Source organism: Fibrobacter sp. UBA3629 (assembly GCF_002374005.1).
In the GTDB taxonomy this organism is placed as follows: Bacteria; Fibrobacterota; Fibrobacteria; order Fibrobacterales; family Fibrobacteraceae; genus Fibrobacter.
In genome coordinates, this window is sequence record NZ_DFLC01000010.1 from 55642 (window position 1) to 68922 (window position 13281).

Sequence of the window (13281 nt, forward strand, 5' to 3'; positions counted from 1 at the left end):
GAGCGAATCTCACCTGCCGGATCTCCCGCCCGACCGGCGATTGCGGATAAACTTTACTAGCAGCCACAGAAGCAGCGCAAAGATTGCGACCACGAGGATACAACCGACGACAAGCACCACACGCCACACGGGGAACGGAGGTTCCTGCGGTTCAAAGCTGAGATTCTCGGGCGTCACTTCCTCGATTTTTCCTGAAAGGACGCCCTCGATCCAAGGACGGAGCGCTCCAGCATCGACTCGCGGCGCGTTCCCGAGGACACTGTCGATTTGGCGGTCGGTTTCGAGAAGGAGCCCGGCCATTTCTCGGGCACGAGCAACGGGATCCGCCTCCCCGGAGAACATATTGCCCATGTTGTTGGAAAGGCCGATGAGCAGGTTTTCAATGGCGCCCCACTCCGGAATATTCGGGAAACTACGGCCATGTTCAAGATCGTTGATCAGCTGCGAATACCGGCGGTCCTGCATCCAGATACGCATGAGGCCGCGGTCCGAAGGAGGGAATCCGACGGAACGGCAGAACGCATCCAGGTTGTCGACCCGCAACAGGTAGGCAAGCAGGGATTCCGCCTTCTCAAATTTCAGGGAATCCGCATTCGAGGGGAGCGTGAGGTGGCTACCGCCCACGAACGTGGAGCGGCCCTGCGGGCCGGCAGGGAAAGGCACAATCATGATTCCGTCATCGGCAATAGCGGTGGAACGAAGCCCGCCCGCAGAAGCCGGATACTCCAGCTGGCGGATCAGTTCCGAGGTGCTGTAGTGGAGCAGCTGTTCCGAATGGACGAAGCGCGCAGCACTGCGTTCGGAATTGTCCTGCAGAGCGAACGGAGCAAGTTCCGTATCACCCAGAATTTTCGCATAGGTCGCCACGCCCTTCAAGGTGGCCGTATCGAGCAAGCCGCTCCTATAGCGCTGGCCATCCTTGACGATGAAATCCCCGCCCTGGTTCCAGACAAACGGAGCCATCATCTGGGGCCCGGTCCAGTCGTCCTTTCCGGGAAGCGAGAACGCGGCCACCGGTTTCATCTCCGTATTCTTGAGCCCGCCCCTGTTGATTTCGCGGAGCGCACCCATGAACTTCGGGAAATCCTCGATATCGGATTCCAGGATGCCGAGGCTGTGCCACAGCCACTCATTCACGAAAAGCGCGCGCACATCGAGGAACCACGGGAAGGCGTATATCCCGGGCCTGTCCGCAATATGGCCTGCGACGTAGGTCTGGGGGTAGAACCTTGACGAATCCATCTGCGCAAGCATGGAATCGAGGACGCGAATCTTGCCCGTCGCCGCGAAATGCGGGACCCATGTAGAACCAAGCTGCAACAGGTCTGGAGCGGAACCCGACGTATCCGAAAGCGCGCGGGAAATTTCGACAAAGGCCTCGCCCCAGTTGAGCACGCGAACCTTCACGGGAGTTCCCGTTTCGCGCTGGAACTTCTTCACTATCTTGTGGATGGACTTCTGCGAGCCGAGCCCGTTGTCCATCACCCAGAATTCAAGCGTATCGGCCCCAACCGGCCTGCCGATTACAGATTCGGCATGCACCGTGACGCAAAGCGACGTCGTGAGAAAAACAAAAGCAAGAAGATCCTTCAGCAGTTTACTCATTTGGCAAATTTCTCAAAGTCCTCGAAATACTGGGGGTAGGTCTTGTTCACGCAGGCGGGGTCCATGATCTTGACGGGGACTCCTCCAAGCGAGACGAGGCTGAAGCACATGGCCATGCGGTGGTCGTTGTAGGTCTCGATGGTCACCGGCTGCAATGTTTCGGGCGGCGTAATCGTTATGGAATCGTTCGATTCGCGGACCTCGGCCCCCACCTTGCGGAGCTCCGCCGCCATTGCGGCAATGCGGTCGGTCTCCTTCACGCGCCAGCTCGCGATTCCGCGGATTGTCGTAGGCGCATCGGCAAACAGCGCAAGGACAGCAAGCGTCATGGCGGCATCGGGAATCTCGATGGCGCTGTAATCGCCCAGGCTCTTGAGCTTGCCCTTCGGACCGACACACTCGATAAAGTCTTCTCCGTTCTCGGAGCCATAGCGGATATCGGCCCCCATATCCCGCAGGACCTCGGCGAATGCGACATCGCCCTGGATACTGTTCCTGCCCACGCCGAGCACCTTCACGTGGCCACCCGAAATAGCGGCGGCCGCAAGCGAATAGGAGGCAGAACTCGCATCGCCTTCGACAAAGAAATCGCCGGGGCTACTGAAGACTCCGTGGGGCACGTCAAATTCGTAGGGGTATCCGGCAGGCCATTCTACATTCAGCCCGAAACGCCTCATCACGGAAAGTGTCATCGCGACATAGGGTTCCGAAATCAGTTCGCCCTCGACGCGGATTTTCAGATGCGACTTGCAGTAGGGCGCGCAGATCAGGAGCGCCGTCAGGTACTGGCTCGAGATGTTGCCGCGGACGGAGACCTCCCCGCCTTCAAGGCCGTGCGCGCGAATCGTCACCGGAGGGTACCCTTCCGTTTCTACATACCTGATTTCGGCACCGAGAGTGCCAAGCGCATCGACCAGGTCGCGGATGGGACGCTCGCTCATGCGTTCCTCGCCGGAGAGGCAGAAAGTGCCACTGCCGAGAGTCAGTGCCGCGCAGAGCGAACGCATCGCCGTCCCGGCATTTCCCAGGTAAAGTTCGGCCTTCTTCTCGCCCGATGCATCCGCGGGGGCATCGATCGGGCCGCCGTTGCCGTAGACGGTCGCTTCCGAAAAATCTTCCGAAAATTCGATTTTCACGCCCAGCTTCTGGAGCGCTTCGCCCATGTAGCGCGTATCATCGCTCCTGAGCAGGTTGTGCAGCCTTGTCGTTCCGCAGGCCAGCGCCGCAATCAAGAAGGCGCGATTCGTGATGCTCTTGGAACCGGGGACGCGGACGACGCCGCTAAAAGACTTAGAAGGCGGCAACAGCTTGTAAGAGGGACGGAACTGAAAATCTTCCATGCTTCAAAATTATAAATTATTGAAAGGAACAAGAAAGGAAGGTGCCCCATGGAACAGGAAATCACGACCAAGGACTTCGAAGTTCGCTTTTCGGACTGCGACCACCACAGCCGCCTCAAACTGTCGAACCTTTTCCTGTTCATGGAAGAGACCGCCATCGCCGACGCCGAAAGGAACGGATTCGGACTCTGGAAAATGATGCAGGCGGGCTACACCACCGTCATCACGCGCATGAAAATCCGCATCCTGCACACGCCCGTCTGGGGCGAGAAGATTTCCGTATCGACATGGGCGAAGGATTTCTACAAGGACAAGGTCTGCCTCAAGGACTATTCCATCCTCGATTCACAGGGGCACTCCATCGCTCAGGCCACGTCGAGCTGGCTTCTGGTGAACCTCAAGACGGGGAAATCCGAGAACCCGGCCAACAGCCCCTTCCCCATCCCGCTTTTTCGCGGCAAGGATGCGCTTCCCGAAATGATGGAAATCCTTGATCCCGAAATCGAGCCCAAGGTCATCCGCACCGAAATCGCAAAATACAGCGACCTCGACATGAACAAGCACGTGAACCACTGCCGCTATGTCGACTGGGTCATGGATTCCCTTGACAAGGAAGAAATCAGGAGCCGCCGCATCCGTTCCATACAAATGAATTATGTCACGCAGGTGCCGCTCGGAGGCGAAGTAAATATCGTCCGGTTCAAGAACACGAACCACCACGCCTATATCTTCGGCATGAACGCGGGCGACATGACACAGTGCCACTTCCAGGCTCGCATCGGATTCCAGGACTAGTCACCGTCAGCGACAACCCCAAGACCGGGCCACAGTTCAAACCGCACGCTTCCGTCCCTGTCCGTACGGAAAAAACGCGCCGAGTCCCCGAGGACATATTCGAACTTACGGACAACCAAAGCGGAAGGATGGCCGTAGCGGTTTTTTTCGCCAACGCTCGCTACCGCATATTGCGGAGACACCCGAGCAAGGAAGGGAAGCGAGCTGCTCCCCGCAGAACCATGGTGCGCCACCTGCAGCAGGTCGGCCGAGAGCGTCGGGAACAGTTCCAGCAGGCGGCGCTCCCCCGCGGAATCCAGGTCTCCCGTCAAGAGGGCCGTTCCTGCGCCATACTCCACGCGCACGACCACGCTTGCCGGATTCCCGCCCTCGCGCACGTAGGCGGGTGGCCAGAGCACGTCGAATCGGGGAGCAGGTGCCGATTCCGGCATGTCGCCGCACAGGGCGAAGGACACCCCGCGCATCAGCGTATCGACGGGGATAGAGGCGCGACGCGCCATCGCTAGCACGCTGTCGCGTACGAACCCGCCCGACGTATCCGGCCCCACGAAGAGGTTCCGGACGTGGACTTTCGATCCGAACTCGAAGAACCCTCCGCCGTGGTCGCGGTGGTAATGGCTCACGAGCACCCATTCGAGCGAATCTATGCCGCGCGCACGCAGCGTGTCGGCGACTCCCGCGGAATCGGGCCCCGAGTCGTAGAGAGCATGGCGCCCCCCGCACTCCAGCAGCACCGCGAGGCCCTGCCCCACGTCCAGGACCGTCACGACAAGAGGCGAAGGAGGCGCCTCCCCCTCGCGGATAATTTCGGGCGAGCATCCCGCCACGAAAGCAAAAAGCAAAATGCCCATAGGTCCAAAGAACGTTCTGGGCAGGAACGGCAGGAAAAACCGGAATTTCAGGAAAAGAAAGTATCTCATACCTATAAAAACGATTTCGCGGCGAAAATGTGCCAAATCAGTCGTTTTTTTTATTAAATTTGCAGTATGCAGTTACCCAAATACAAGAAAAAGAAGCGTATCAAGCTCAAAATCTGCCAGGAGCCCGGCTGCGGCCGCGAATTCTGGGGCCACCCGATCGCCAAGTACTGCGAACTGCACCGCGACATCAAGTTGCGCCAGAAGCAGAAGAAGAACGTGGAAAGCATCGAGTCCAAGAACATCATCTTCCGCCACAACTACACGGAGTCCATGGACCTCACCTTCAAGTGCTGCCTCGAAGGCTGCGACGGGACGTTTACCATCAAGGTCTTCCCCAAGCAGACCGTGTATCCCCGCTTCTGCCTGGAACACAGGAACGACTTCAAGCGCGAGAATTTCATCCGCATCATGCAGAAAAAGAACGGCTAGGCGCCCGACCCGGCCTTTTTTGCGACTTTTTTAATGCCATCCCTTGAAATTTGGGGTGGCTTTTTTATATTTGGGCTCACACTCATGGTGGGTGTAGCTCAATTGGTTAGAGTCCCAGATTGTGATTCTGGATGTTGTCGGTTCGAGTCCGGTCACCCACCCTCAAAAAATCCCGCGATTTCTCGCGGGATTTTTTCATAGGTTACACGACGGGGCCCAGCCTTACAGCATCGAATCGACATCTTTCTTTGCATCAAGCCACATTTGCAGCAACTTGACAAGTCCCTTGTTGTCGGACCAGCCGCCCGGAATGTCGTCCGTATCCTGCAGTTTGACCGTAAAATTATCAAATATAATGGCCGCATTGGCATTCGCATGCGAATAATTTTTCGTCGTCGACTTCAATCTGGCGATAGCCTTCTCGATATTGCTCTCGGTAATGACTCCATCGATCAGGGTATCCTTGTTTATCTCCTTCAGGCCCCATTCGTTTTTCACAATATCTTCATCGGCCCAGAGCAGCAGCTGTGCTTCCGACGATATGCGTGTCACATTGTCGAGATTGATATGGCCGCCTTCAATAGGATACCAGCATGCCGTGCTCTTCTTGCACCCAGCCAGGGCAAGTATACCAATGATCATTGTCAGAAGGATTGCTTTTTTCATTAGATGTTCCTTTGTTGATGTTTATTAAAATGTCTTATTCCTTGGTCGTCTTGATGCACTCGTTCACGAGCTTCAGGACAATGTCGCCCGAATCCGGGTCCATCATCATGTCGAAGGTCGAACGCATGGTAAAGCAGTAGCCGTCGATGTCGTAGCTGATATCGAGCGGCGGCACGATGCACTTGTTCAGGTAATCGAGAATCAGACGCTCGCGGGTGTAGTCCATCGATTTCAGGATGTTTTCCTCGCTCTTGAGCATCAGGGAGCTCAGGTAGCTGTAATGGAGGTCGTAGGTGTATTCCGCGAGGAGCTCCTTGGGGATATACGATATGCCGTCCATCCTGAGCACCGGGGAATTCTTCGTCAGGTTCCAGAACAGGAACCCCTTGTAGCCCATGTCGTAAGATTTCGTATGCGTCGCCTCGCCCGACTCCATGAACTTGGCGAACGCATCCTTGCGGGTAAAGAAATTCTTCATCGCCACGTCGTCCTCGGAAATGAACGCCGAGAATACATGACCGTAGGGCGTATCCTTGTAGACGCGGCCCACATGGTAGATGCGCTTGACATTGCCCTTGCCCGTCCTGGTGCGGTAGGAAATCTGCTTCGTCGAGCCGTCATCGGCCTCGAACTGTTCCTTGAGTTCGTTGCCAATCTTCTCGTAGTCTTCCGGAAGGATAGCGTTCCTGAAATTCGCGCCGACGAAGTCGCGGAACTCCTCAGGGCTCCCGCATTCGAAGATATCGAGCGCACGGGCATTCACGTAGAGGATTTTCCCCGTCATGACGTTGATGAGGACCACGCCGCCGGGAACATACTCCATATAGTTGAGCGCCATCTGGTGCTGCAGTTCCGCATGCCGGATTGCGCCCGCCACCTTCGCCTTGATCATTCCCTTGTCCGTGATGGGCTTGAGGATAAACTGGTAGGCGCCCAGGCGGATGCTCTCCTTCGCAAGTTCCAGGTTGTCCGTCATCATGACGAACGGAATCTGGAGATCGCGCCTGCTTCCCTGGAATTCCTGGATGATCCTAAACCCGTCCATTTTCGGGAGGCCCGCATCGAGCAGCACGAGAGAAATGTTCCTGCGGTGTTCCAGCAGGAGTTCATGCGCCTGCGCACCGTCGCTTGCGATCAGCATGTTGTAATCCGCCCGCAAGACACTTTCAAGGAACGCCCTGTTCTGCGGGTTGCTGTCGGCGAGCAGTACCGTCTTCGTCCGCACGGGAGCAGTCACGCTCTCGTTGTTGGGCAATCCGTCAAACGCGCTCACGTGCGTATTGCGCAGCATCAGGTTGTATATGTGGCAGCCGTTGATATCGGCAACCAGGCTCCCCCTCACGAATACATAAACCCCGTGAGTCGCATACGTCATTTCGCATGGCGACATGTAGGCCATCCTCTCCCCTTCGCGCAGCGTGTAGTACACCGGGTTCTGGGGATTGTTGGAAGCATCTTCCACGTCCTTCCTGCTCATAAACCCGAGGCTCCGGAGCTGTTCCTCGTACTGCCTGTTCGCAAACAGGAACTTGAACACCCCGTTTTCGTAGGTCATTATCGACATGGGCGTTTCCACCAGGTAGTCGAGGCTTCCCAGTTTCGAATAGACCGCCCTCATGTTGGCGTCCTCGACGACGATACCCCTGGTTTCCATGTGCTTCATGGTATCGGCCAGGGGCTGCGGCTTGCCGTAATAGTAGCCCTGCGCCTTCTCGCACCCGATGCCTTTCAGGAAATCCATCTGCTCCTGCGTCTCGACTCCCTCGGCAAGCGTCTTCAGGCCAAGGCGTTTCGCCATGCGGACCATCGAACTGATGATGATGCGCGAAACATCGTTCAGGTTCGAGAGGAACGCCATATCGATCTTGAGTTCGTCGAACTTGTAATCCTTGAGCGTGTTGAGCGAGGAATACCCGCTCCCGAAATCGTCCATCCAGACCTCGAAACCCGCCAGGCGGAAGCGCTCGATTTCGCGCTGCACGTAAGGGTCCGACGCCATGATGCTCTCGGTGATTTCGACACGGATGAGTTCGTGGCCTATCCCGAACCTCCTGAGCGTTCCTTCGACCACCTCGAAGATGTCGCAGCCAGTAAAATCCAGACGCGAAAGGTTGAACGACACGGGGACCACCGGGCGGCCGTGTTCCAGTTCGTCGCGCAGTTCCCTGCAGACAAGCTCTATGACGTGGCTGTCGAGCTTGTGAATCTGGCGGGAATCCTCGAGCGCGCCGATGAACACTCCCGGATTCAGGAATCCGTACTGCGGGTCTATCCAGCGGGCAAGCGCCTCCATGCCGCAGAACGTTTCTGTAATCGTGCGGACGACCGGCTGGTAGTAAATCTTGATATAGCCTTTCGCGATCGCCTCGTCGATATGGCTCACCACGTAGTTCTGCAGCAGGAGATCCTTGTGCAGGCCATCGTCGTAATAGCGGATAAACTTGTCGCCCTGCTTCTTCTGGAGGCTGCAGGCGAGTTTCGCCTTTTCGATCGCTTCCAGGAATTCATCGAGTTCCTCTATCCTGCAGATTCCGACATAGAGGTCCATCGATATCTTCGACACAACCCCCTTGACGCACTTGCGGATTTCGGCCAGCTTTTCCTCGATGCCGTCGATGTCCGCGATTACCGCGAAGTGGTCGTTCGCGAGTCGGCAGATCAGGTTATTCCCGAACTGTTCCCTGAGGCAATCCGCAAGGTTCACCAGGAGTTCGTCGCCCCTGCGGAACCCGTTCGCGCTATTGTAGAGCTTCATCCCCACGATATCGATAAACGCAAGGACCGGGGCGCCTCCCGACTCCCTGATTTCATCGATATAGTTCTCGCCGCACAGGCGGGCATATTTCAGATTCGCAAGTCCCGTCAGGGGGTCGAAATAGCGGTCGGCATGTTCGCTCACGGTCAGGAATATGGAGCTCTTCCCCTTCCACGAAATCTGGGATACGTTCAGTATCAGGTATTTCCCGGAACGCGGGCTCCGGATAATCGCCTCGCCCCTTTCTAGGATGCCGTTGATAGACGGCAGCAGGGTCAGTTCGTCTTCGTTGAAGAAGTAATCCGCCAGCTTGATTCCCGAATCAAAGGCCTTCACGGGTTTCCAGACGCGTTCAATCGACGCGCTGACCATATAGATCTCATACGTTTTCGCATCGAAGATGACAAACGGGTCCACCTTGTCCGTACTCAGGAACTCCACGACGCTGCCTTCGAAATTCTGGAGGGATTTCCCGTTCGCATCGAGCGCGTCGGTAACATCGTCGTAGACGACCACGGCGCACTTCGAGCCGTCCTCGAGATGGCGATGGTAGCCCACCGCATGGATGGTACGGTATGCATCCTCGCCGCGCAGCTTCTGGCGGTAGACGACCTCGTAGCGGCCACCTTCGAGTTTCGCGAATTCGGCAGCCCTGGTCGCGACGTAGACGGTATCTTCAGGGTGAACGCCCCTGTACATGTCCGTGTCGAGAAGGCGGATGACGTCTTCTCGCGAGGAACCGGGAACATGCAGGCGCACAAGCCCGTCCGAAACGAGGACTGTCCGGACGCAGCCGCCGGTAAACTGGTAGACGGCTAGCGGAATTTCGGAATTCTCCAGTTCCCGACGCAATATCTCCGGAAAACAACCAATCTCTTGCACCGCCATAACCAAGCCACCTGATAAAACTTCATCTTCTTTACCATTAAACTAATCTTTTATTTTCGATAATGCAAACACTTTCTTACATTTTTGTCACAAAAACCCCTGGATTTGCGTTTTTTCATAAAAAAAAAGGACCGTCCCGGGAAGGGACGGCCCATTTAATGTTTGAAGATCCTCGCCTACTCCCCAAAGAGGATAACTCTACTATGGCAACAAGTTGCCAAGTATCGTATAGCGAGGATGACATCCTTTGTGCGAGGATGACGCCCTCTACGCGAGGACGATGTCCAAACTAGTTACCGCGTTCGAAGCGGATGAAGTTCACGACCTTCAGGCTTGCAAGACCGAGCTGCTTGGCGACGACTTCCTGGAGGTAGTCCTTGACGCTGAGCTTCTTCGGGTTCTTTTCGGACATGAAGAATTCCTGATCTTCGAGAACGATTTCCTTGAGGACCTTAGCCACGCGGCCATCGATCTGGCGCTGCATGAACTCAGGCTTGGTCTGCTTGCCGGAAGCTTCGATCTGAGCCTTGGCAATTTCCTTTTCCTTCTCGATCGTTTCGGCCGGGACGGAAGCATCGTTCAGGGCAACCGGAGCAAATGCGGCAGCCTGCATAGCGATGTCCTTGGCGGCAGCCTTGAGGGCGGCTTCGTCGGCAGAGCCTTCGAATGCGAGCTCGGTAATCACACCGATCTTGCCCTTCATGTGGCTGTAGACACCGAACACGGAATTCGGGACCTTCTTGAGTTCGCCGAACTTGCGGAAGTCGATGTTTTCCTGGATCTTCACGAGAACGTCGGCGAGGCGGTCGGCAATCTTCACGCCGTCGACGACAGCGTTCTTGAGGTCTTCGACGGAGGAGATAGCCTGGGTCTCGACTGCCTTCACGGCGAGGTTCGCGAGAGCGACGAAGTCATCGTTGTTGGAAACCGGTTCGGTTTCGCAAGAGAGTTCGAACGCAGCAGCCTTGTCGGCAGTTTCCACGAGGTAGATGCGGCCTTCCTTGGCAGCCTTGTCGGCGCGCTTTGCAGCGACGGCGGCACCCTGCTTGCGGAGGAGCTCGACGGCCTTGTCCATGTCACCGTCAGTCTCGGTGAGGGCCTTCTTGCACTGCATCATGCCCACGCCAGTCTTCTGGCGGAGTTCGTTAACGAGGGAAGCGGTAATCTGCATATTACTTGTCCTCGCCGTTGTCGAACTTCTTGGGTTCTTCCTTGTCGGCCTTCTTGTCGTTGGCGACGCGGGCCTTGACGTTGGCGGCGATGTAGTCCACGATGAGCTTGATGGACTTCACGGCGTCGTCGTTAGCCGGCACGGGGTAATCCACGAGGGTCGGATCGACGTTCGTGTCGCAGATGCCGATGATAGGAATGTGGAGGCGACGGGCTTCGGCCACGGCAATCTTTTCGTGGGCGAGGTCGGTCACGACCAGGAGACCCGGGAGGTTCACCATTTCACGGATGCCACCGAACACGGAAAGGAGCTTTTCGCGTTCGCGGTTCTTGTCGAGCACTTCCTTCTTGGAGAGGGCCTGGAACGTACCATCCTGTTCCATGGCGTCGATCTTGTCGATCTTCTTGATGGACTTGCGGACCGTCTGGAAGTTGGTGAGCATACCGCCGAGCCAGCGGTTGGTAACGGAGAACTGGTTGCAAGCGGCAGCGGCGTCGAGCACGCACTGACGGGCAGTCGGCTTGGTGCCAACGAAGAGCACGGTCTTGCCAGATTCAGAAATCTTGGCGGCGGCCTTGGCGGCTTCTTCGAGGAGGTCGCGAGTCTTGGAGAGGTTGAGAACGTAGATACCGTTCTTCTCGGCCAAGATGTAGGGTTTCATTTTCGGGTTCCAGCGCTGAGTCTGGTGACCAAAGTGGGAGCCTGCTGCAAGCAGATCTTCAACGGAAGGCAGATTTGCCATAATGTATTCCTTTTCGGTTGTTACTACCCGGCATGCAAATAAGCCGCGAAGCGATGCCCTGACTCGGGGTGAACCTCAGGCCCAGGACCGCGCCACCGAAGCGACTCTCGCAAACCGGTGATTGGTTTTACCCGGGCGAAATTGCCCGAGCGGGTGCAAATATAGAAAATCGAAGGAGTGGTGTCTAATGTATATTTGAACGAAAAAGCCGTAAAAAGGCCCCAAAAATGTCCACTATCCGCAAAAGAATTTCCTCGAATTCCACGTCCCGTTCGGAACAAACCCTCTTCGACACCGCCGTCTGCCTGAATGACGCCTGGGATGTCTGGATGAACGTCCAACTGAACTTCGCCGTCAAGAAGAGCGGCACGAGTATAGACCACGAGGTGGACTGCATCCTGTACCACCGGAAATACGGGATGCTCCTGATCGAATGCAAGGACGGGCACATATCCACGGAGGGAGCCCAAGGCACCGAAAAGGGGGTCATCTGGAAACAGGGGAACCGCATCATGGAGCGCTCCCCCATCGAACAAATCAAGGCAAGCACCCATCCGCTCCACGACTACTTCAGCGAGATGTTCCCCAAGGCCGGCCACCAGTACAACAGGATCCGCGTGCAGTGGGCGGTATGCTTTCCCGACATGGACAGCACGGGAAGGATCGGCAACAACGCGCTGCAGCCCCGGCACGCCATTTTAAAGTCCGACCTCAAGAGCTACAACACCCTCGAACGCAAGGTCAGGAAGATTCTCGAGACAGGGGAACTGTCATATGGCGGAAAGCCCTTCCCGAACGACGAGCTGAGCGACGAAGACTATGACAGGCTTATCAGTTTCTTGGGCTGCTTCGACGAACCCAGCTGGCCCGAACTCTGGGAAATGGAATCCAGGGCCCGCGTGGCACCCACCGCCTTCCAGGAAATGCTGATGGAATCCATCACCCGCAATCCGCGCATGCAGATCGAAGGGGTCGCCGGATCGGGCAAGTCCCTGCTGGTGCAATGGGAAACCCGCCGCCTCGCACGCGAAGGAAAGCGCGTCGCCGTGCTCTGCTACAACGACCTGCTGGCAGAACAGATGCGGCAGAACTTCAAGAACCTGGGACTCGACGAGAGCCAGGCAGTGGCGACAAGTTTCCACAAGCTGGCCGCCAAGTACGCACGCATCGCAAAGGTAGCGGGAGTCCCCCGCCGCGAACCGGAAGACGATGCCGCCAAATCGGAATATTACGACGCCGTCGTCGCAAGCCTGCCCGGTGCGCTAAAGACTCTCCGGGACAAAAAGAAGAACCTGTTCTTTGACGCGCTCGTCATCGACGAGGGGCAGGATTTCGAGAACAGGTGGCTCGATTCGGTCCTGCAACTCCTGAAGGATCCGCAAAAGGGAACCGTCCGCTTTTTCTACGACCCGAACCAGACCATCTACAAGGACCGGGACGTGCTGGGAAACAGGACCATCGGCGCAATGCCCGTGATGGTACTCAAGCGCGGTTTCCGCTGCACCAAGCGAATTCTGGAATGGGTCCACGACACAACCGACATCAGGATTCCGTGCTACGAGAACACCCCGGAAGGGCGGCCCGTGGACGTGCGGACATACACCGAGCCCAAGGAACAAAAGGAACTGCTGCTCAAGGAAATCGAGCGGCTCCACAAGAAGGGAGTAACCTCCGAGGACATCCTCGTCGTCTCGCTACGCAGCCGCAGGAATTCAGGACTTGCCTCCCTGAACAACGACGCTTTCCGATGGAGCGACATCAGCGATTCCCTGAACGGGGCCGTCATCAACATCGTATCGGCCTACCGCTACAAGGGACTCGACAAGCGCGTGGTTATCCTGACGGACCTGGAACCCTCCAAGAACGGCCCGGGATACCCCCACAGCAACGCACACCTGATCCTGGTCGGAGCGACAAGGGCCAAGGAGCACCTGGTCGTGTTCCGGCAAAGGCACAGGATATAGGCGCCA

10 protein-coding genes and 1 tRNA gene are annotated in these 13281 nt (G+C 56.7%); 4 read left to right on the forward strand and 7 right to left on the reverse strand.

Going from position 1 to position 13281, the window contains the following annotated elements:
• Window positions 1–9 precede the first annotated feature (9 nt).
• Together B2310_RS03255 and aroA are read right to left on the reverse strand one after the other, a co-directional pair.
• On the reverse strand, window positions 10–1605 hold the full coding sequence (locus B2310_RS03255) for an extracellular solute-binding protein (protein ID WP_290728641.1): 1596 nt from the start codon (window positions 1603–1605) through the stop codon (window positions 10–12).
• Window positions 1602–2945 (reverse strand): 3-phosphoshikimate 1-carboxyvinyltransferase, encoded by a 1344-nt coding sequence (aroA, locus tag B2310_RS03260; protein ID WP_290728643.1) that lies wholly within the window; start codon window positions 2943–2945, stop codon window positions 1602–1604. The genes B2310_RS03255 and aroA overlap by 4 nt, the downstream gene beginning before the upstream one ends.
• A 48-nt stretch (window positions 2946–2993) precedes the next feature.
• Here aroA and B2310_RS03265 point away from each other — a divergent pair, with 48 nt between their 5' ends.
• Window positions 2994–3740, forward strand: a complete 747-nt coding sequence (locus B2310_RS03265; protein WP_290724890.1) for an acyl-[acyl-carrier-protein] thioesterase — start codon at window positions 2994–2996, stop codon at window positions 3738–3740.
• Here B2310_RS03265 and B2310_RS03270 read toward each other — a convergent pair.
• Window positions 3737–4660, reverse strand: a complete 924-nt coding sequence (locus B2310_RS03270) for a ComEC/Rec2 family competence protein (protein ID WP_290728645.1) — start codon at window positions 4658–4660, stop codon at window positions 3737–3739. The two genes, B2310_RS03265 and B2310_RS03270, sit on opposite strands and share 4 nt — an antisense overlap.
• Before the next feature lie 66 nt (window positions 4661–4726).
• Here B2310_RS03270 and B2310_RS03275 point away from each other — a divergent pair, with 66 nt between their 5' ends.
• Together B2310_RS03275 and B2310_RS03280 are read left to right on the forward strand one after the other, a co-directional pair.
• Window positions 4727–5089, forward strand: coding sequence for a hypothetical protein (locus tag B2310_RS03275; protein WP_173365230.1), 363 nt, complete (start codon window positions 4727–4729; stop codon window positions 5087–5089).
• A gap of 87 nt (window positions 5090–5176) precedes the next feature.
• Window positions 5177–5250 (forward strand) — tRNA-His (locus B2310_RS03280).
• Between the two features lie 61 nt (window positions 5251–5311).
• Here the strand turns inward: B2310_RS03280 and B2310_RS03285 are convergent.
• From B2310_RS03285 to rpsB, 4 genes are all read right to left on the reverse strand, one after another.
• Window positions 5312–5755: a hypothetical protein gene (locus B2310_RS03285; protein WP_290728647.1), complete on the reverse strand. Its 444-nt coding sequence runs from the start codon at window positions 5753–5755 to the stop codon at window positions 5312–5314.
• A gap of 34 nt (window positions 5756–5789) precedes the next feature.
• Window positions 5790–9362 carry an EAL domain-containing protein gene (locus tag B2310_RS03290; protein WP_290728649.1) on the reverse strand — a complete coding sequence of 1191 codons (3573 nt, stop codon included), beginning with the start codon at window positions 9360–9362 and terminating at the stop codon, window positions 5790–5792.
• A gap of 325 nt (window positions 9363–9687) precedes the next feature.
• Window positions 9688–10569, reverse strand: a complete 882-nt coding sequence (tsf, locus tag B2310_RS03295; RefSeq protein WP_290728650.1) for a translation elongation factor Ts — start codon at window positions 10567–10569, stop codon at window positions 9688–9690.
• 1 nt (window position 10570) lies between these two features.
• The gene (gene rpsB, locus B2310_RS03300) at window positions 10571–11311 is read right to left on the reverse strand and encodes a 30S ribosomal protein S2 (protein ID WP_088636615.1); all 741 of its coding nucleotides are present in this window, start codon (window positions 11309–11311) and stop codon (window positions 10571–10573) included.
• Window positions 11312–11538: 227 nt separating this feature from the next.
• Between rpsB and B2310_RS03305 the strand changes: the two genes are divergently transcribed.
• Entirely contained in the window at window positions 11539–13275 is a 1737-nt protein-coding gene (locus B2310_RS03305; RefSeq protein WP_290728652.1) for a nuclease-related domain-containing DEAD/DEAH box helicase, read from the forward strand.
• Window positions 13276–13281 lie beyond the last annotated feature (6 nt).

Bases quoted from the DNA above. Each gene is read 5' to 3' on its own strand.
- B2310_RS03255 (WP_290728641.1), bottom strand. From the start codon at position 1,605: ATGAGTAAACTGCTGAAGGATCTTCTTGCTTTTGTTTTTCTCACGACG.
- aroA (WP_290728643.1), bottom strand. From the start codon at position 2,945: ATGGAAGATTTTCAGTTCCGTCCCTCTTACAAGCTGTTGCCGCCTTCT.
- B2310_RS03265 (WP_290724890.1), top strand. From the start codon at position 2,994: ATGGAACAGGAAATCACGACCAAGGACTTCGAAGTTCGCTTTTCGGAC.
- B2310_RS03270 (WP_290728645.1), bottom strand. From the start codon at position 4,660: ATGAGATACTTTCTTTTCCTGAAATTCCGGTTTTTCCTGCCGTTCCTG.
- B2310_RS03275 (WP_173365230.1), top strand. From the start codon at position 4,727: ATGCAGTTACCCAAATACAAGAAAAAGAAGCGTATCAAGCTCAAAATC.
- B2310_RS03285 (WP_290728647.1), bottom strand. From the start codon at position 5,755: ATGAAAAAAGCAATCCTTCTGACAATGATCATTGGTATACTTGCCCTG.
- tsf (WP_290728650.1), bottom strand. From the start codon at position 10,569: ATGCAGATTACCGCTTCCCTCGTTAACGAACTCCGCCAGAAGACTGGC.
- rpsB (WP_088636615.1), bottom strand. From the start codon at position 11,311: ATGGCAAATCTGCCTTCCGTTGAAGATCTGCTTGCAGCAGGCTCCCAC.
- B2310_RS03305 (WP_290728652.1), top strand. From the start codon at position 11,539: ATGTCCACTATCCGCAAAAGAATTTCCTCGAATTCCACGTCCCGTTCG.